This is a genomic window from Mycolicibacterium hodleri (genome assembly GCF_025822245.1).
Classification (GTDB): Bacteria; Actinomycetota; Actinomycetes; order Mycobacteriales; family Mycobacteriaceae; genus Mycobacterium; species Mycobacterium hodleri.
On record NZ_JACKTL010000008.1, the window covers coordinates 207067 to 225435 of the forward strand.

The following is an 18369-nucleotide window of genomic DNA, read 5'->3' on the forward strand; positions in this document are numbered from 1 at the left end:
TTTTTAGGGCCCCGGTTTCACGCCGCCTGAGAGTTCAACGTCGCGTTGGGTGTCGGGGACGTCGTAGACGACCCCGGTGATGGTGGCCGTCGAGTTGCCGACTGTGATCGTGATGTCGCCGGTGTAGCGAAGTAGAGGCGCGCGGACTTGCAGGCGTACGGACGAATGTGGCGGCAACTTGTACAGAAGTGACGGCGGGAGGAAAGTCCTGACGTTGGGAATGACCTTTCCGGACGCGTCGGTGAGCGTCTCGAAGATGGGCTTCTCGAGGGCTAGGCCGGTTTTGACGCCCACGTCGTTGACTACTCCCGCGACGGCGGTGTAACCAATTTCGAATCGTGGCCCAACATCGTAGGAATGGTCGTTGTACTCGTAGACGACGCCTCCCTGCTTTGTCATTGCTTGTTGCCATTCCGTCCACGTCACCGTAGGAGCGCCGTTCGGCTGGAACGTGCACTTCGCCGAGGAGCCTTTCGCGCAGGCGCTGAGAAGGTTCGACGCTTCTGGATCATTGACGGACAATGTTCTCGTCGTGGGAAGGCTGTCGCTGATCCGTATGGGGTCCACCGCTGAGCCGAAATAACTGCTCTCGGGGGCGTTCTGGGACCACGAGCCGATTCCGCCCCCGGTACCGCCTGGGATCCGGTTTCCTTGCGCGTCGTAGTGGAACAGCGTGAATTGGGCGCTTCTGATAAACGCGGTCAAAGGGTTGTAGTCCGACGGAGAGCCCACGCCAAAAGCAGTCATTGTCAACTTCCACGACTCGCCGGCGGGCTTGGTCAAGATGACGGTGACACGTGTAGCAGAGCTGAACGAATCGGCCGGAATCTCGAGGTGCAGATGGGCTCCGGGGGCGAGGACTGTTCCGGCAGCGGGACCACCGCCATTGGGCCGACCGTTCCCTTCGTAGGTGAGAACCCAACCGTCGAACGTGTCGTTGTAGATGTCGAAACCCTTGGTGGACGTCGACCATTCCTGCGTCGGCGCAGGCGGAGTTGCCGCGGCCGCAACGGGGTTGGTGGTGATCGCCGCGGCGAGGGACGCATTTGTGACGACCGGGGTGACCACCCCGCCCACGTCGAGGGGGTCGACGGTGCCCGACATGTAGCCGGCCACGAAGAGCTCTCCGTCCGCACCGAGCGCGAGTCCGGTGGGACCGGCCGCCACGGCACGGGTCTGGTCGGTCATCGTCGCAGCGGCGATGTCGAGAACCGAGACCACCGACCGCTCCTCGTCGGCGATGTAGGCGTAGGTTCCCGTCGCGTCGATCACCACCGACGTCGGTGAATCCCCCGCCGCGATGGGCGATCCCACCACCGTCAGGGTGTCCAGGTCGATGATCGACACCGTCCCGTCCCCCGGTGTCGTCGTCGTGCCCGCGTTGGTGACCACCGCGCGGTTGCCCACCGCGGCGATGCCCGTGGGCGCGTCACCGACGGCGATCGTCGCGGCGACGGTGTTGGTGCTGAGATCCAGCACGGTCACGGTGTCGTCGAACTCGTTGGTGATCAGCGCGCGGTTGCCGCTGATCGCCACACCATAGGGGCCGTCGCCGACCACCACCCGGGTGACGTTCCACGTGCCGGTATCGATCACCGACACCGAATCCTCATAACCGTTGGCCACCACCACCCGGGTTCCCGCGGCGTTGACCGCGATCCCGGTCGGGTCGCTACCCACGTACACGTACGGGCGCACGATGGTGTTGGTGGCGGTGTCGAACACCGTGACGGTGCCGTCGGCGGAATTCACGACGTAGGCGCGGCCGTCGGCGGCGACGGCGATACCCGAGGGGGCACCACCGACAGCGATCGACCCGACCACGGCGCGCGTGGCGACGTCGAGCACCGAGACCCGGTCGTTGGTGGAATCGGTGATGTAAGCGTGCTTTCCGTCCGGGCTCATGGCAACCGCGAACGGTGTGCCGTTGACGCCCAGGGTGTCGCCGGCGCCGACCTGAACGGTCACCGACACCGGTGTGATCGCGGTCTGACTGAACAGCCGCCATCCGCCGTCACTGACGTTGACGGTGAAGGTGTCGGTGCCGCCGTCGACGGCCAGTGCACTGTTGGGGGTGTAGGTGTAGGTGCCGTCGGCCCGTACCGCGACGGTGCCCCGCGTGGGACCTTGGCTGACCGTATAGGTCAACGGGTCCCCGTCGGGATCGGTCGCGCCGATGGTGCCGATGACCTTCCCGTTGGCGTCTTCGCCGATCTGTAGTGGCGCTGCTCCCGGCGCCCGGTTGTAGAACGCACCCACCGCGGTCCGGCGGAACCACTCGACCGCCAGCAGGAACGGCGAGGAGTCGAAGCCGACGGGAAGTGGATTCGCCAACGGCGCCAGCAGCGCGTCGACGATGCGTCGGGCGACTGCGATCACCATGTCAGGCAACGACGGCACGGCGGCCGGAACAGCCGCCGGTGTCACCTCCAGCGCCGCCGTCGCCGTCGCCGCCGCGGCGCTCACCGTCGCGCTCACCGCCGGCCGGAGCGTCGGTACGTCGGATCCGGTGACCGTGTCGGCGACCTTCGTGGTGGGCGTCGCCTTCACCTGGGTCGCGGGGGCCGGCTGATCGGACGTGACGTTCACCGCGTGGGGCCGCGCGTCGGCGTCGGGCTGATGATGATCGCCACCCGTGCTCGTCACCTCGTGCGCGGGGTTGGTCACCGAACCCGGCTCGGCCGACGGCGCCGTGGTGGTCGGCGCCGGCGTAGTAGTCGGCGCCGGCGTGGTCACCTCCGGCGGGGAGGTGGCGTCGGGACTCGACGGTTGCTCCTCGGGCGGGGCCGTGACGACCGTGGCACCGGTGTGCTCAGGCTCATCGGTGCGATGGTCACCATCGCCGTCGGTGTCGGTGTCGGTGTCGGTACCGGCCTGCGCACGGGTGCCGGACGACGTCGAGAGAGTCTGGCGAGTGGGCGTCGACGACGTCGAGGAAGCCTCACGAGCGGGCGTCGACGACGTGCCCGGCTGTGAAGCCGTCCCCCCGGCGGTCGCTCCCCCAGCATCCGAGGTCGACGACGAATGCGTCTGCGATCCAGAGGAACTCGAGCTGGAACTGGAACTCGACGATTCCTCGTCCGCCCAGGCAATCGGACCGCCCGACACAGCGGCCCCGATCCCCAAGGCAACCGCCAACGCCCCGACACGACCCACATAACTGGCACCGCTCACCAGCAACCCCTACTCACCCCGGCCGAGCTGGCACCCCGGTCCCACGACCAGGAGCCCCAGTACGGCGACACCCCATCAGAACGCACGGCCAAGACCGGCAACGGGCATTGACGATAGCGTCAAATCGGTCGTCGCGCAGCAACCACGGCGATTGGGTCTAGTCGCTGATCGTGATTCCGTGGGGCGACGGTTGGGGGTTAGCTGGTCGATCACGCCACGTGGGCTGGCAGGATCGCACCTCCGAGCCACTAGCGATACCGAAAATGCTCCTCAACGGTCATCATGGTGGTCGTGGGAAGGACGTCGAGCACGCGGACCCGTCGATTCCTGCTCGTATCGTTCATCGTCGGGATCGTCGCCGTGTTCGTCGCCGAGGCGACCTTTGCGTCGGCAGTTCTGCCACGTACCAAAGCAGCGGTGATAGTGCGCAACGCGATTCCGTTGGACGCCGAATTCGCAGAAATCAACCGGGTCTCGCACTGGCCGGCCGACTGGATTGACGCGGTCTGCGAAAAGCCGGTGTACGCGTTAAGCAACTACACGCGACTGCCTCACTCAACGGCCAACGCCTCCTGCCGATCGTTGATCAAGCCCGGTGGCGAGGTGGACTATCTGATGATTTCCCGCTTCCCAAGTGAGCTGCCGATGCAAGTGGACCTCCACAACGCGGGCTACCAGTGGTACGCGTTCGCGTTCAATGACGGCTCATTGGTTGCGTTCGAAACCGTCTCGGAGACAGCGGTGGCCGGAAACAATGGTTTCCAGGAGTCACCAGTGCTTCAGCCGCTCAAGCGGTTCGGGTTCAACATCTACTCCGGTCCCGGCCCACCGTAGCGAGCTCAGACCCGCGGCCCGAGTCGCCGGCGCGCCCTACGATGTCAACCATGCGCAAAGCGTCGCCTGCCATCGCCGTTGCTTTGCTGGCGGCGGCGTGCAGCTCCCCCGCGCCGACGCCCATCAAGCTAGCGCCGACCACGACGGCACATCGCTCGACGTCGATGGTCTGCCGGATCGATCAGGTCGACGATCGTGGTCGCGCTGCGACCTACTACCTCTTTGTTCGTTCGGCAGACTTCGACTTCGGGCCGTGCGCCTCCGGCGATTCGATGCCGGATGGTCCACCCGCGCTGATCGAGGGATTGACGCAGCGGTGCATGTACAGTCCGACCACAGATCGCACCGTGCACTCCATCGTCTACGTCAGCAGCACTGACAAGCCGGCCAATGTGTCTGCCGCCGAGGCTCTTTGCGTAGCTCACCACGGAGTATGAGCCAACGTCCCACCGATCGTCTGAGCGCGATCGAACCCACGATGACGACGGTCCGCGGACGGGCCCTGGAGCAACTGTGAGAGACCACACGAGCGCCAGAGCGTCAGGACCGCCTGGACTCGGGCCGGCCACCGGCGACCCCGATCTGATCGCCCGGGTCGAACCGCTACTGCGCGTCGGTGGCCTCACAGACCGCGTCAGCGTCGTTCACATTCAGAATCGCGATACCGCCTGGGCGCACTTCGGCGCGGGGTCTGACACGCTCTACGAAATCGGGTCCGTCACGAAGACCATGACCTCCCTGCTCTTTTCACACGCCGTTGAGTCTGGCGAGCTATCAGCCGACACCACGTTGGGAAGCCTGCTCGACGTCCACAGCAGCCACGTGGCTGGTGTGACACTGGAAGAACTGGCGAGCCACCGGTCGGGTTTGCCTCGTATATCCAGACGCCGTGGGGACCTCGCGAGGGTCTCGTTCGCCGTTCTGCGGAACCGCAACCCGTACACGGCTGACGTCCGCACGCTGCTCGCGCAGGCCGACGCGGCGACGATCGTCGACGGAGGCTCGTTTTCGTATTCCAACCTCGGCACCGCGCTTCTCGGCCAAGCGCTGGCCGCCCACGCCGGTGTCGGCTATCCCGAACTGCTGAACCGTCACCTGTTCAGTCGACTGGGCATGACCTCGTCGGTGGCACCCCTGTCTGCTCACGACTTGCCCCCCGATGCACCGACGGGGTGGAACGCGCGCGGCAAGAGCGAGCAGGCGTGGCCCATGAACGCATACGCCCCTGCCGGCGGGGTGCGCTCGACCCCCGAAGACATGGCTCTTTACGCACGAGCCGTCCTCGAGGGGAGGGCGCCGGGCCTCGGCGCGCTCGAACCGCGTTGGGATGCCGGCAACGGGAGCCGGGTGGGCTATGCCTGGCTCACCGACCGAATCGGCGACGCGCACATCTCGTGGCACAACGGCGCAACGGGTGGCTTTTCGAGCATGATCGCCCTCGACCGACGTCGTGCCGTGGCGGTAGTCATCCTCGCCAACTCGGTTGCAGCCCTTGACGAGATCGCCGTACGTGTTCTGGTAGAGGCAAATTGACCGGCGAGAGTCACTTACGCGAAGGCGCCCTCTCCCGTCATCCTGGGGGCTCAGGCGCCGGTGGCCGTCAGCCACTCGCCGTAGAAGAGCGCGAGTCCGAGGCCGCACGCGATGGCGGTGATCAACCAGAATCGAATGGTCAGTGTGGTTTCGGGCCACCCCATCAGCTCGAAGTGGTGATGGAGCGGAGAGTTGCGAAAGACCCGTCGGCCGGTGGTGCGAAATGAAATGACCTGGATGACAACCGAGGTCACCTCGGCGACGAACAGTGCGCCCAGGATGACGGCCAGTATCTCGGTGCGACTGGTTACCGACAGTCCGGCGATGATGCCGCCCAGCGCCAGCGAACCGGTGTCTCCCATGATGATCTTCGCGGGTGCGGCGTTCCACCAGAGGAATCCGATGCAGGCGCCGGCCGTCGCGGCGGCGACCAGCGCCAGATCGAGAGGGTCCCGCACCTGGTAACAACCAGGGTCGGGCGTGACCGCACACGCGTTGCGGAACTGCCAGAACGTGATGAGCACGTAGGCGGCGCTCACCATCGCCATGGCACCCGCGGCCAGACCATCCAGGCCGTCGGTGAGGTTCACGGCATTCGACCACGCGGACACCACGAGGATGCAGAACACCACGAACACCACGGCTGGCATCGCGAACGTGGCAACGTCGCGGACGTAGGACAGTCCGGCGCTGCCCGGGGTGAGACCGTCGGCGTTGCGGAACTGCAGCGCGAGCACGCCGAAGAGGATTGCCGCGAGGAGTTGGCCGGCGCTCTTGGCTCGCTTGTTCAAGCCGAGGTTGCGTGCACGCCGCACCTTGACGTAGTCGTCGGTGAAACCCACCGAGCCCAGAGCGGTAGCCAGGCCGAGGACGAGCAGTCCCGACGCCGACGGGCCCTCACCACCGAAGGCGAGCGAGACGAGGTGTGTGCCTAGGTAGCTTGCCCATATCGCGGTGAGGATCGCCAGACCACCCATCGTCGGCGTGCCACGCTTGCGTTGGTGGCTCTCCGGGGCCTCGTCGCGGATCTCCTGACCCAACCCCAACCGCGTGAACACCCGGGTCAACACCGAGGTAAGCAACAAGGCGACGGTCAGGGCCACGCCGGCGGCGATGAGTATCTGGGTCATGGAACGCCGCAGATCTCCGGCACCCGGTTCGGCCGACGGCAGCTGCACCACACCGAATCCCCCACCCCCACCGGACCAGTATGGCGGACCCCCGGGGCGCCCCACCGCGGCCAATTTGAGTGGTTACTGTTTCACGTACCTGTCGATGCACCGGCGCCGCTGGCAGCGGCATCGGGGTTGAGGATGAACAGTCCGGCAATCGTCCGATCGTCGCGAAAGGTGATGCGAGCGACGAAGTCACCGGCCTCGAAGGCCAACGGCGTGTTGGTGACGGTGAAGTCGCCAGCGCGCACGACGTCGGTGTCTCCGTGGCGCTCGTAGGCGCCGGCCAAGCCCACGATGTACGCCCACGCCTCGGCAAGCCCCTCCTCGGTCAGCCCTGCACGCATCGAGTCGTCGAACCGCGCGCTGACCTCGGTCCACCGACCGTGAAGGTGATGGTCGATGACCGCCCTGGCCAACTCGACCGCATCGGGAAGTGGGTTGGTGTTCATGGGTTCGCCGTTTCGGGGATCGATCGGCTTGCCGTATCGCTGGAATGCGGCCTGACGCGAAACACCAATCACGTCGCCGATTTCCTGCCAGGTCCGGCCCGCCTCTCGCGCCCGCTCCACCGCCGCAACCATCAACGCCTCAGCCCCGCTTCGGATCTCGAGCGCCGAGCGAACCAACTCGAGCGGATCGTTCACGCCACCCAGAACCGGGTCGGCGAGAATCTGACTGAGCTGGCGGTAAAGCTGCTGACCAACTAGTGCGAACGCCTCGGGCACGCGTCAAGGCTACGTTGACAAAGCGACTGCAGTCAATCAAAACTTGACACCCCAGCCTCTATCCTGGGCCACCAATCGCAGTGACCGTCGGTTCTGCGCCCACCGATCGTCACCGTGCCGCCGTGGGACGGGCGAGCGAGAACTTCAGATGTGCCACTCACGACCGTGGTGGTCTCGTTGCTCAGAAGAATGGGTCGGTGGTGGCGACCGGTCCCCGGTCCGCCAGCTTCTGGACCACCCAGTGGTTGAGGGAGACGCCCTGTTCGGCGGATTCGACCATCAGCCGCGCGTGCAGCATCGACGACGTGCGCACGATGAAGTTGCCGCTGTAGTGCCGGTCGGTGAGCGACGAGGGAGGATCGGCGTCGTCCCTCTCGTACTCCGCAAGGATGACTGCGACTCTCTCGGTGATTTTTGCCATCGTCTCCAGAGCGGTCGGGGCATGGGTTTCCTCTAGTGGAAACTCGAGGCAGATGCCAACGTAGTCGCCTGACTCCATCGACCACTGTGCTCGGTAGGTGTAGTTCTTCATGGCGTCGATCGTGTCGGGGCGGTCCGACACCACCGGCGACGATTTACCGGGTCGTCGACGGTTCATCCCCAGGAGCAAGGACCCACCCGATCTGGAAGTCGTTATCACCGGCGATATCACCCGCGCAGTGATATCGCCGGTGATAGAGACTTCGGGAGTGGGTCCTGAGCCGGCGCCCTGCAAGGCTTCACAGAACCAGATCCCTTGGTCAACACTTCTTCGACCGCAGCCTCGCAGCAGTTGGCGGCGTCGACCGACTACCCGTCGATCGGCAACGGCGCCGCCGTCGACACCACCCCGCTGTCCCTGAGATCGCGCCAGAAGTCATCGGGGACGGCGAATTTCATCGCGGCAACGTCTTCGGTGATACGACTGGGCCGGCTCGAGCCGGGAATGACCGCGGCCACCGCGGGATGGGCAAGCGAGAAGTGCAGCGCGGCTGCCTTTATCGGCACGTCATGCTTCTCGCAGAGGGTCTCGATCGTCTTGACTCGCTCGGCTATCTCCGGCGGGATCGGACCGTATTCGAAGTGGGCGCCGCCGACGAGGGCGCCTGAGTTGTAGGGACCGCCCACGATCACGTCGACGTTCTCTCTGATCGCGAGGGACATCAACCGCTGCAGGGCGGACTCGTGGTCGAGGATGGTGTAGCGGCCCGCGAGCAGCATCCCGTTGGCGCTCGGCTCGGACAGTTCGAGCCCGATCTCGATCGGCTCGACCTTGTTGGTGCCCTGCCCCCATGGCCTCCCGGGTCGATCGGTATGCGGCGACGCGCTCACTACTGGCGAGGCCGGCAGTCCTCGCCGACCATTGTCCAACCCTGCTGGCCGTGATGCACCCCCCGAACTCCAGAAAGTGCCGGACCGGTCACGATGCCCGCCCATACGCGCCGCCGTCGATGTCCTCGACCAGGGTGGGCCCAGTGGGCGTCCAACCCAGGAGACGTTGCGTCGCAAGGCTACTGCCGGCCATGTCGCTGCTGAAGAAACCACCGATCCAGCCGAAGTGCTCCTGGACGCGATCGGCCGGGATGGCCGCGACGGGCACGTCGAACGCCCGGCCGATCGCCTCGGCAATCACCCGGGTGGGGATCCCCTCTTCGGCGACGGCGTGCAGACGTGCGCCGGCGGGGGCCTTCTCGAGGCCCAGTGCGACCATGCGCGCGGCGTCGGCGACGTGTACTGCCGCCCAGCGGTTGAGCCCCTCGCCGGGGTACCCGGACACGCCTCGATCGCGGGCGACCTGACACAGGGCGGCGATGAAACCGTGGTCGCCGGTGCCATGAGTGGTGGGCGAGAAACGCAACGCCACCGAATGCACTCCGCGGTCGGCGAACTCGAGCAGCAGGTTTTCGCTTCCCCCGCGCGGCGACTCGGGTCCGTGAAACGGGGACGCGTCGTCCTCGGTGGCCGGCCGCCCGTCGGTCAGAGCGGCGAGTCCCGACGCCAGCAGGAACGGCTTGCCGGTGTCGACGAGTGCGTCTCCGATGGCCTGCGTCGCGGCTCGTTCGGCGGCGTTGGTTCCCGCCATGTCCGCCCAGTCGTGCTTGTTGGCGAGGTGGATGACGGCGTCGGCGTCCTGGGCCCCGGATCGAATGGCGTCCAGATCGTCGAGCTCGCCGCGGCGGACCGCGACACCCTTTCGCTCGAGAGCGGCGGCCGACGCGTCGGAGCGAGCCAGCCCGCTGACGGCGTGGCCAGAGGCCAGCAGTTCGTCGACGACGGCGCTGCCGATCCAACCCGAGGCTCCGGTGATGAAGACGTGCACGATGAACTCTTTTCAGTCGATGTCAGTTGCTGACATCAGCGACCGTACACGCGAAGTCAGTTCCTGTCATCACCTAGACTGCTCCCCATGGTCAGGTGGGAGCCCGGAACGCGCGAGCGGCTCCAGGACGCCGCCCTCGAACTGTTCGCCGCCCGCGGATACGAACAAACGACCGCCACCGAGATCGCCCAGGCCGTCGGCCTCACCGAGCGCACCTTCTTCCGCCACTTCACCGACAAACGCGAGGTGCTCTTCCACGGCCAGCAGACCCTGACCGACGCCTTCCTGGCCGGGCTGCAGGACGCACCCCCCGACGCATCGCCAATTGACTTGGCGGTCAGCGCGTTACGGTCGTCCTCGGGTTTCTTCGACGACGGGCGCCGGTCGCACTCTCGCCTGCGCCAGTCAGTCATCGACGCCAATCCCGCCCTCCAGGAACGGGAGGCACTCAAGCTCGTCGGACTCGGGCGCGCCCTCGGCGGTGCCCTCCGGGACCGCGGGGTCAGCGACATGACGGCCGAGGTGGCCGCCCAGATCGCCGTCATGGCGTTCGGCATCGCCTTCGGGCACTGGATCGCCGACGGCGAACGACGCTCGTTCGAAGCCATCGTCATGGACGTCGTCCGCGAAGTGGCCGCCGTGGCAGGTGAACTCGACCGCTGATCAGTGCGGCATGGACTTACGTCTCGCCTCGGTGGGCAGCACCTGCACGTCCGCTCAGCCGAGACAGAAACAGCTTCAACACCGGCGAGGTGTTGGTTCTGCCGTAGCCCATCACCACGTCAATCGTCGGCGGCTGTCCTTGCAGTGGTCGGCTGACGACGGACGGCGGGAGCAGCCCCAGGGCGTAGGCGGGCATAAGCGCCACTCCCCGGGTGGACGCGACCAGCGACATGGCCATCGCCATGTTGTCCACGCCATGGTCCATGGTGGCATCGACGCCGCAGCGCCGCAGATAGTCCTCGGTGACCGTTTTCAGAACACCGGCCTTGTTCGACCCACCGATGAAGGTTTCCCTGACCAGCTCGTGCGGAGAGACGGTCTCATCAGCGGCGAGGCGATGGTCCTTGGGCATCAACACGACGAGCGGTTCATGTTCCACGACAACGTATTCGAGGGAGTAATCGGGTTCCGGTCGCATGAAGGCCACGTCCATGCGGCCGCGAGTGAGCGCGTCGGCCAGGTGCGGGGAGTAGTCACTGGAGACCGCGACCTGGATGTTCGGCAGTTGGTCCTGCAGCGCCCGCATCGCCTGTGGCAACCACGTCATCTCAAGCCCGGTCAGGAACCCGATGGTGAAGGTCCGCCGCATCGGCTGCGCCGCCCGTCGTGCCGCTTCCACGCTGGCGTCGACCTGCATCAGCGTGGCGCGCGCGTGATTCAAGAAGACCCTTCCCGCCTCGGTCAGCTCGACGCCGCGCACGCTGCGGCTCAGCAGCTCGACGCCCACCTGGTGTTCCAAGTCGCGGATCTGGCGGCTCAGCGACGGCTGCGAGGTGTGCAGTCGCCGTTCGGCTGCCTCGGTGAGGCTGCCCGTCTCCGCGACGGCGATGAAGTAGCGAAGATGCCGCAGCTCCAGCGATCCCATGCCTCAAAGATATGCCCCCGGCCTCGAAAGTCCTTTTCACGACTACAGGGGGTCACTAGCGTCATACCAGGGACAGTCCAATGTCCGCATCGACGCTGCGCTACCGAAGGGACCCGCTTCCATGTCTGACTTGACCAACAAGGTCGCCCTCGTCACGGGAGCCTCTCGCGGCATCGGTGCCGCCATCGCCAAGCGCCTCGCCGCCGATGGCGCCGCCGTGGCGATCACCTACTCCCGGGGCGCTCAGGACGCCGCACGGGTCGTGGAAACCATCGAAGCCGCCGGCGGCACGGCGGTCGCGATCCAGGCCGACGCCACCGACGCCGCCGCCGTCCAGTCAGCGGTCGACAACGTGGTCGCCACCTTCGGGCGGCTCGACATCCTCGTCAACAACGCCGGTACCGCCATTCCAAAGCCGTTCGAGGAGACCACACTCGAGGAACTCGACCAGGTGCTCAACCTGAACGTGCGAGGGCTATTCGTCACCACCCAAGCAGCACTCAAACACCTCCCCGACGGCGGACGCATCATCTCCATCGGCTCCTGCGTGGGCGAGAGAATGATGACACCCGGCTTGGTCGCCTACTCGGCGACCAAGGGCGCCGTGAAGATGTTCACCCAGGGCCTGGCCCGCGAAGTCGGACCCCGCGGCATCACCGTCAACAACATTCAGCCCGGCCCCATCGACACCGACCTCAACCCCGCCGACGACCAGTGGGCCGAACCCCAGCTCGCCGCGACCGCACTCAAACGCTATGGCCACGTCGACGACATCGCCCCCATGGTCGCCTTCATAGCCGGACCAGAGGCCGGCTACATCACCGGCGCGAGCCTCACCGTCGACGGCGGCACCAACGCCTGACCCTCGGCGCGCACCCGACGTCGTCGCAACGTGTAGGTTCTCGATTCCCGTGGCATTTGGTCATCGCCTGAGCAGTACGACCGTGAGCGTTCTCATTGCGGCGTCATCGACCTTGTTCTCAATCGTGTGTCATTTCCCCGCGACCCCTTTGAGGGACGGTCAAGCATTACGTCCGACGCGGACACCCCACTTACCCGCCCACACCAATGCGTCACGTGACGTAGGGGTGGCCGCGGCGGCACGCTTACTCTCACGGTGCTCGATCATTCCGAGGTGCTGGGGCTGTACGGCCCATGGAAAGTTCGCACTCCGAGCGACGCAGCCGACTTTCTCCGCCACTACTCGGGCAGGTGGTGGATCGCCGGCGGCTGGGCGATCGACGCGTTCACCGGAACCGCCCGAGCGCACGGTGACCTCGACGTCGGTATCCCCCGCACGGAGGCACAGGGTTTCGTTGAGTTCGTTGGCGGTGCCCTGGACGTGTGGGCGGCGGCAGGCGGCCTGACACCGCTACCTCGCGATGGGTCGAGTGTTCCGGATGACTGCGGCAACCTTTGGTTGCGGGCCAGCGGTGCCGACCCGTGGGAGTACGACGTCCTGCTCGAAGACGTTCGCGACGAGACCTGGGTCTACAAGCGAGCTCCCCACATCATGCGGCCGCTTAGTCACTGTCTGTGGTCACGCGATGGCATCACCTACCTGCGACCTGAGATCCAGCTCCTCCTCAAAGCGGAGCACTCCCGGACCAAGGACACTCTCGACCTTGAGCGCTGCCTCCCAAAGCTCGACGCCGACAGCCGCACCTGGCTCACTCAGTCAGTGCGGCAAGAGGACCCTCAGCACCCTTGGCTCGGCAGACTGACCGACACGTAGCCGGCGAATCAGACACGGTCACTGTAAGTCTCACTATCGAGCTGCCGACCGGCAGTCATCACGTTGACGGATCGTCGGGCCTTTGCGAACGGTTGGACTCTTCCTCGATAAAGAAGCGTCGAAGTCCGACGACGAGAAGGGCGGGGATGGTGACGTTCACGCCGAGTGCCATCGCGGCGAGGAGGCCTTTGGCGGCGTCGATGGGCATCGTCAGGATGATCACGGCGATGGCGACGAGGTGCGCGGTGTGCAGGACGGCGACGCCCAGGCTGAGTCGCATGTGCGCTCGGTAATACGCCTGCGCCTGGCACGTGCTCCAGGTGTTTCGGTCGATGTGCTGTTCAACCCATCCGGGGCGTACCCACGCGACGATCGTCTCGGTGACCGGTCGACGCAGGACGAGACCACCGAACACCCACACGGCGAATACCACGCCGGAGATGTGCTCGCTGATCAGCGTGATGAACGGAGAACGGGTAATCAACCCGACGGCGATGGTCGAGGCGTCGAGGAAGAGGATGAAACCGGCGATGGCGTCGATGCGCTTGTCGCGCAACGCTACCCAGGCTATCCGAATGGCTGATGCCGCAGCCGAGGCGATGAGCGCTCCGGTCGGTGAGGCTCCGAACGTGCGCGCACCGTAGTACGCGGCTATGCCCACGACCGCGCTGAGCAGTGCCCGCCGCAGCGGGCCGTGAGTTCGCGGCGGGACGGTGTGGTGGTGTGCGTCGGGCCCCGATGGTGGGACCTGACGCGGCGCGCCGGTGCTGACGCCGGGTGTCGGGTCGTAGCTCATCGATGCCCTCCATTCGTCGCTGGTCGGGGTTTGGGGGCCGGGTTGGAGGGGTGGCAGCGCGACGTCCTCGACCAGGGCGCGCGCCGGGTGCTCATCTCCGCGGCCAGGCCCCGCAGTGACGTGTCGACGATGCTAGTTCCGGCCAGGATAGTTTCCGTGGCTGCTGCCAGCAGGTTCCTACCCTTCTCGAGGTCGTGAGGCCGCGGCACACCTTGACTGTAACAACTGTTTCATATACTCATGTGGGCATGACACACCGCGATGCGGACCGGCGTCACGGCGCCGATGTGGCCCCTGAGAACACCTGGGTGCTGCGCAATGGACCGGCGGCGGTCTACGTGGCGTGGGGCAACTGAGCGGTGGTCTCCGAAGTAAACGGGTTGACTGAGCCGACCAAAACGGTTCCATCCACACTATTTTCGCGACCGACTCGGCTGATCGCCGTCATAGCTGGCCTGCTGGGGATCGCCTTGGCCATCGGGGTGCCGTTGTTGCCCGTGATCAGTGATGACGTCACGCTGCAGTGGCCGCAGTCCGATGAGGTAACCAGCGTGAGCGCCCCGTTGGCCGGGTACGTGCCCATCGACGTCGACGTGGTCATTCCCTGCGCGGCGGTTCGGGAATTGGCGGGACGTGCCGCGGTGGTGTTGTCCACCATCCCCGGCGGGTCGCCCAATGCCCGCAAGGACGGGTTGATCGCGGTGACCGACCCTCCGCGCCCGGGCCAGCCCGCCCAACTGCGGATCGTCCTGCGCAACATCGCGGTGCTCACCGCCCCACTGAGCCAGCTCACCGGGGCGGGGTGTCAGGTGCAGATCACCTCGACCGCCACCCAGACCACCACGACGATTACCGGCGCGCCTAGTGTCGATGCACCGGTGTTGCGGGGGGACTACCGCCCTCAGATGGTCGGAGTGTTCACCGACCTGACGGGACCTGGACCGGCCGGCCTGGCGGTCACCGCCCACCTGGACGACCGTTTCGCCTCGACGCCCTCGGTGGTCAAGTCGATCGCAGCGATCCTGGCCGTGATCGCGACGTGCGTGGCGCTGGCAGCCCTGCACTGGGCGGACCGCAGCGACGGTCGAGGGTCACTGCGGGTCCTGCCACCGCGGTGGCGCACGTTCACCATCCTCGACGCGACGGTCCTGGCGACGTTGTTCCTGTGGCACGTGATCGGCGCGAACACCGCCGACGACGGTTACCAGCTGGGCATGGCGCGGGCCTCGGAGCGCGCCGGGTACATGGTGAACTACTTCCGCTACTGGGGTGTGCCCGAAACACCCTTCGGCACACCCTATTACGACGTGTTCGTCCTGTTCGCCAACATCTCGACCGCCAGCATCTGGGTGCGGGTACCCGCCCTGATCCTCGGTGTGGCGTCGTGGTGGGTCATTAGTCGCGAGGTGCTACCCCGGCTGGGGTTGGCGACCCGCTCCTCGCAGTTACCCGCCTGGACGGCTGGATTGGTGTTCCTGGCGTTCTGGTTGCCCTACAACAACGGCCTGCGGCCCGAACCCGTCGTCGCACTGGGGGTTCTGCTGACCTGGTGCGCAGTGGAACGGGCCGTCGCAAACCGACGTCTGTTTCCGGTGGCGATGGCCATGCTGGTGGCGGCGTTCACCCTGACCGCAGGCCCGTCGGGGCTGATCTGCGTGGCCGCGTTGATCGCAGGGTCCCGGCCCGTCGTCGCAATCGTGCGTCACCGGGCGGCGCGGGTGGGATATCCGGCCGTGGTGCTGCCGCTGATCGCCTCCGGTGTCGTCGTGCTGGCCGCGGTGTTCGCCGATCAGCCGTTGGCCACGGTGCCGGCGATGTTGAAGGCCCACCTCGCGGCTGGGCCCAGCTTGGGCTGGTTCGAGGAGTACATGCGCTACCAGTACCTGCTGCAGGACACCGTCGACGGTTCTCCTGCACGGCGATTCGGTGTCTTCGTCATGATCGGCGCCGTGGTCGCCGTCACCGCGGTGCTGCTGCGCAAAGGTGGCCGCATCCCCGGTGTGGCGGCCGGCCCTGCGCGTCGACTGTTGGGGGTGACCGCCGGGTCGATGGTGTTGATGATGTTCACTCCCACCAAGTGGACCCACCACTTCGGGGTGTTCGCCGGACTGGCAGCATCGGTGTCGGCACTCTTAGTCATCGCGGTGGGCGCCAACGTGCTGCGCTCACGGCGCAACCGCGCCCTGGTCGCCGCCGCGACATCATTCCTGATGGCGCTGGTTCTGACCAGCCGAAACGGCTACTGGTACGTCTCGACCTGGGGTGTGCCGTGGTTCGACAAGGCGCCGTCGGTCCACGGCTTCGCCGCCTCCACCGTCTTTCGCGGTGCCACCGTCCTCGCGCTGGGTGCCGCACTGTGGTTTCACGTGCACGACCCCAGCGGTGGGACGCCGCCGCATGAACCCGGCCGGCGCCGGTGGTGGTCGCGGACCTCGCCGGTCACCGTCGCGGCGGCGCTGATGGTGCTGCTCGAAGTCGGCTCGCTGGCGAAGGCGACGATCACGCAATACCCGGCCTACTCGGTCGGCCGCTCCAACATCGATGCCCTCACCGGTCATCCCTGCGGGTTGGCCAACGACGTCCTCGTCGAGACCGACCCCAACGCCTCCATGCTGACCCCGTTGCGCGGGTCCGCCGCCGAAGCGTTGAGTGCAGGCAGCGCTGTGGGTTTCACTCCGAACGGGGTGGCCGCCGACCTCGCCTCTGACGAAGATGCGAACCCCGCCGGCACGGCCAACTCGGTGACGACGAACACCGCGGGCACCACCTCGGCACCGACCAGTTCGGCGGGCACAAGCGGTGGCCAAGGGGCCACCGGCACCAACGGCAGCTCCGTGGCGTTGCCATTCGGACTCGACCCCAAGACCACTCCAGTACTGGGCAGCTACGGCGCCACCGGCCCCGCGACGCTGACGACCGGCTGGTACCGCCTGCCCACGACCCCACCCGACGGGCACCGCGGCGACCTCATCGCCATCGCCGCCGCCGGGCGCGTCGCATCGACCGACCACGACGGCATCAGCCACTACGGCCAAGACGTCCACCTCGAATACGGCACCAGCACAGCCTCCGGTGACGCCGCCGCGCATGGCAGCATCACCCCCATCGACATCGGGCCCACCCCCTCGTGGCGCAACCTGCGAATTCCTCTGTCCGACATCCCCTCCGATGCCGACGTCATCCGCATCGTCGCCACCGACACCGACCTCGACCCCGACCAGTGGGTGGCGATCACTCCACCGCGAGTCCCCCGAACTGAAGTGCTGAACACCCTCGTCGGCCCGACAGCCCCGGTAATGATCGACTGGGCAGTCGGGCTGAACTTCCCCTGCCAGCACCTAATCACCCTGCGCGACGGCGTCTTACAGTCACCGGGCTATCGCATCCTGCCCGACCGTCATGGGGCGCAGACCACCAACCTCTGGCAAGACCACACCGGCGGCGGCCCACTTGGCTGGATCGACCTCCTCCTCACCGCCAACACGCTGCCCTCCTACCTCAAGGACGACCTGTCACGCGACTGGGGTGAACTCGAGCGATACACCCCACGGCAACCCAACACCCAACCCGCCCGACTGAGCACCGCCACCAGCACACGATCCGGACTCTGGACCCCCGCCCCCATCAAGACCAACTGAACAACGACCCCGGCATCCTGAACGCCGAGGAGGGCAGCGAATGGAGTACTGCGGAATCCACGACGTACTTTCTGCGTCCAGTCCGCGCCGAAGCGATTACCACGGCAACGCCGCTCAAGGACGCCCGCTCATTGACCACGATCAGAATCCACTCGGACGACGACGCGGACGAACCGTGCGCGTGCACAACTGAGATGGTCCAGATCACTAGGCCGCCGTCCAGACAGGCCCGCCGTTGCCGGCCCCCGGCCGTCTAACTTTCGTTCTGGGTCCAGTCAGCCCCAGAAGGGAATGGCGCGAGGAGGAACTCGTCGACGAATCGGGCGAAGGTGTCGTCGACGAACGCTCGATCATCGGTGGTGAAGAATTCGATGATCATCCCCTGGAATGTCGCCAGGGCGATGCGAGACCGGGTCTCGGCAACATGGCGAGGCATCCCGACCGCTTCGAGACGCGCCTGAGAGTTCCGGGTCAACAGCGACAGGGTGTCCCAGGTGTAGGCCCGATAGGGGCTATCCACCCCGCACGCTGCGCCGAAGACCTGTAGGACCACGCGCAGATTGTCGTGGCGTTCTCCGCGGGTGCATTCATACCAGTCGTCGAAACACCATCGACGATGCGCAGCAACCGAACTAGGCAGATCCAGCTCGTCGGTCTTGGGGATGGCGGCTCGCTGCTGACGGGTCAGCACTTCCAAGATGAGCTGCTCCTTCGTGCCGAAGTAGTACACCAGCATGCGCGCGCTGGTGCCCAACTCGCTGGCGAGTTCGCGCAATGATGTGGTGAGGACTCCTACTCGCGCGAGAACCTCGCCTGATGCAGCCAGCAACTGTTCCCGTTTGGCGCGGTCGATCGGCCGGGGCACCTATTGA

General features: G+C 66.2%; 17 protein-coding genes. 8 read left to right on the forward strand and 9 right to left on the reverse strand.

What is annotated here, in order from left to right; translation table 11 throughout:
* Nucleotides 1-3: 3 nt before the first annotated feature.
* Complete coding sequence (locus tag H7J06_RS02115) at nt 4-2667, reverse strand: cadherin-like domain-containing protein (protein ID WP_264036540.1); 2664 nt, start codon at nt 2665-2667, stop codon at nt 4-6.
* On the opposite strand from H7J06_RS02115, the gene H7J06_RS02120 reads away from it, so the two are divergent.
* The 4 genes from H7J06_RS02120 (at nt 2636) to H7J06_RS02135 (ending at nt 5541) form a co-directional block, all read left to right on the forward strand.
* The gene (locus tag H7J06_RS02120) at nt 2636-3160 is read left to right on the forward strand and encodes a hypothetical protein (RefSeq protein WP_264036542.1); all 525 of its coding nucleotides are present in this window, start codon (nt 2636-2638) and stop codon (nt 3158-3160) included. The genes H7J06_RS02115 and H7J06_RS02120 overlap by 32 nt on opposite strands.
* Nucleotides 3161-3465: 305 nt before the next feature.
* A complete protein-coding gene (locus H7J06_RS02125) occupies nt 3466-4008 on the forward strand; it encodes a hypothetical protein (RefSeq protein ID WP_264036545.1) in 543 nt (180 codons plus the stop codon).
* Nucleotides 4009-4058: 50 nt separating this feature from the next.
* The gene (locus H7J06_RS02130; protein ID WP_264036546.1) at nt 4059-4445 is read left to right on the forward strand and encodes a hypothetical protein; all 387 of its coding nucleotides are present in this window, start codon (nt 4059-4061) and stop codon (nt 4443-4445) included.
* A gap of 76 nt (nt 4446-4521) precedes the next feature.
* The gene (locus H7J06_RS02135; protein ID WP_264036548.1) at nt 4522-5541 is read left to right on the forward strand and encodes a serine hydrolase domain-containing protein; all 1020 of its coding nucleotides are present in this window, start codon (nt 4522-4524) and stop codon (nt 5539-5541) included.
* A gap of 50 nt (nt 5542-5591) precedes the next feature.
* On the opposite strand, the gene mraY is transcribed toward H7J06_RS02135, so the two are convergent.
* From mraY to H7J06_RS02160, 5 genes are all read right to left on the reverse strand, one after another.
* The gene (gene mraY / locus H7J06_RS02140; RefSeq protein ID WP_264036549.1) at nt 5592-6671 is read right to left on the reverse strand and encodes a phospho-N-acetylmuramoyl-pentapeptide-transferase; all 1080 of its coding nucleotides are present in this window, start codon (nt 6669-6671) and stop codon (nt 5592-5594) included.
* 131 nt (nt 6672-6802) lie between these two features.
* On the reverse strand, nt 6803-7441 hold the full coding sequence (locus tag H7J06_RS32295) for a DUF3887 domain-containing protein (RefSeq protein WP_264036551.1): 639 nt from the start codon (nt 7439-7441) through the stop codon (nt 6803-6805).
* A 181-nt stretch (nt 7442-7622) separates the two neighbouring features.
* Nucleotides 7623-7973, reverse strand: coding sequence for a type II toxin-antitoxin system HicB family antitoxin (locus tag H7J06_RS02150; protein WP_264036553.1), 351 nt, complete (start codon nt 7971-7973; stop codon nt 7623-7625).
* A gap of 257 nt (nt 7974-8230) precedes the next feature.
* Nucleotides 8231-8752 carry an aldo/keto reductase gene (locus tag H7J06_RS02155; RefSeq protein ID WP_264036555.1) on the reverse strand — a complete coding sequence of 174 codons (522 nt, stop codon included), beginning with the start codon at nt 8750-8752 and terminating at the stop codon, nt 8231-8233.
* An 88-nt stretch (nt 8753-8840) separates the two neighbouring features.
* Nucleotides 8841-9740: an SDR family oxidoreductase gene (locus H7J06_RS02160; RefSeq protein WP_264036556.1), complete on the reverse strand. Its 900-nt coding sequence runs from the start codon at nt 9738-9740 to the stop codon at nt 8841-8843.
* An 87-nt stretch (nt 9741-9827) separates the two neighbouring features.
* On the opposite strand from H7J06_RS02160, the gene H7J06_RS02165 reads away from it, so the two are divergent.
* Complete coding sequence (locus H7J06_RS02165) at nt 9828-10403, forward strand: TetR/AcrR family transcriptional regulator (RefSeq protein WP_264036557.1); 576 nt, start codon at nt 9828-9830, stop codon at nt 10401-10403.
* Nucleotides 10404-10419: 16 nt separating this feature from the next.
* Here the strand turns inward: H7J06_RS02165 and H7J06_RS02170 are convergent, their stop codons facing one another.
* A complete protein-coding gene (locus tag H7J06_RS02170) occupies nt 10420-11328 on the reverse strand; it encodes a LysR family transcriptional regulator (protein WP_264036558.1) in 909 nt (302 codons plus the stop codon).
* A 121-nt stretch (nt 11329-11449) separates the two neighbouring features.
* Between H7J06_RS02170 and H7J06_RS02175 the strand changes: the two genes are divergently transcribed.
* Both H7J06_RS02175 and H7J06_RS02180 read left to right on the forward strand, forming a co-directional pair.
* Nucleotides 11450-12190, forward strand: coding sequence for a 3-oxoacyl-ACP reductase family protein (locus H7J06_RS02175; RefSeq protein ID WP_264036560.1), 741 nt, complete (start codon nt 11450-11452; stop codon nt 12188-12190).
* A gap of 255 nt (nt 12191-12445) precedes the next feature.
* Nucleotides 12446-13063: a nucleotidyltransferase domain-containing protein gene (locus H7J06_RS02180; protein WP_264036561.1), complete on the forward strand. Its 618-nt coding sequence runs from the start codon at nt 12446-12448 to the stop codon at nt 13061-13063.
* Nucleotides 13064-13121: 58 nt separating this feature from the next.
* Here H7J06_RS02180 and H7J06_RS02185 read toward each other — a convergent pair whose 3' ends face one another.
* The gene (locus tag H7J06_RS02185) at nt 13122-13859 is read right to left on the reverse strand and encodes a VC0807 family protein (RefSeq protein WP_264036562.1); all 738 of its coding nucleotides are present in this window, start codon (nt 13857-13859) and stop codon (nt 13122-13124) included.
* Nucleotides 13860-14341: 482 nt separating this feature from the next.
* Between H7J06_RS02185 and H7J06_RS02190 the strand changes: the two genes are divergently transcribed.
* Nucleotides 14342-17497, forward strand: a complete 3156-nt coding sequence (locus H7J06_RS02190; RefSeq protein WP_264036616.1) for an arabinosyltransferase domain-containing protein — start codon at nt 14342-14344, stop codon at nt 17495-17497.
* Nucleotides 17498-17750: 253 nt separating this feature from the next.
* Here H7J06_RS02190 and H7J06_RS02195 read toward each other — a convergent pair whose 3' ends face one another.
* Nucleotides 17751-18362 (reverse strand): TetR/AcrR family transcriptional regulator, encoded by a 612-nt coding sequence (locus tag H7J06_RS02195; protein WP_264036564.1) that lies wholly within the window; start codon nt 18360-18362, stop codon nt 17751-17753.
* Nucleotides 18363-18369: the final 7 nt, after the last annotated feature.

Excerpts from the sequence above, each read along its gene's own strand:
- H7J06_RS02130 (WP_264036546.1), top strand. The coding sequence starts at position 4,059 with ATGCGCAAAGCGTCGCCTGCCATCGCCGTTGCTTTGCTGGCGGCGGCG.
- mraY (WP_264036549.1), bottom strand. The coding sequence starts at position 6,671 with ATGACCCAGATACTCATCGCCGCCGGCGTGGCCCTGACCGTCGCCTTG.
- H7J06_RS02150 (WP_264036553.1), bottom strand. The coding sequence starts at position 7,973 with ATGAAGAACTACACCTACCGAGCACAGTGGTCGATGGAGTCAGGCGAC.
- H7J06_RS02165 (WP_264036557.1), top strand. The coding sequence starts at position 9,828 with ATGGTCAGGTGGGAGCCCGGAACGCGCGAGCGGCTCCAGGACGCCGCC.
- H7J06_RS02170 (WP_264036558.1), bottom strand. The coding sequence starts at position 11,328 with ATGGGATCGCTGGAGCTGCGGCATCTTCGCTACTTCATCGCCGTCGCG.
- H7J06_RS02175 (WP_264036560.1), top strand. The coding sequence starts at position 11,450 with ATGTCTGACTTGACCAACAAGGTCGCCCTCGTCACGGGAGCCTCTCGC.
- H7J06_RS02185 (WP_264036562.1), bottom strand. The coding sequence starts at position 13,859 with ATGAGCTACGACCCGACACCCGGCGTCAGCACCGGCGCGCCGCGTCAG.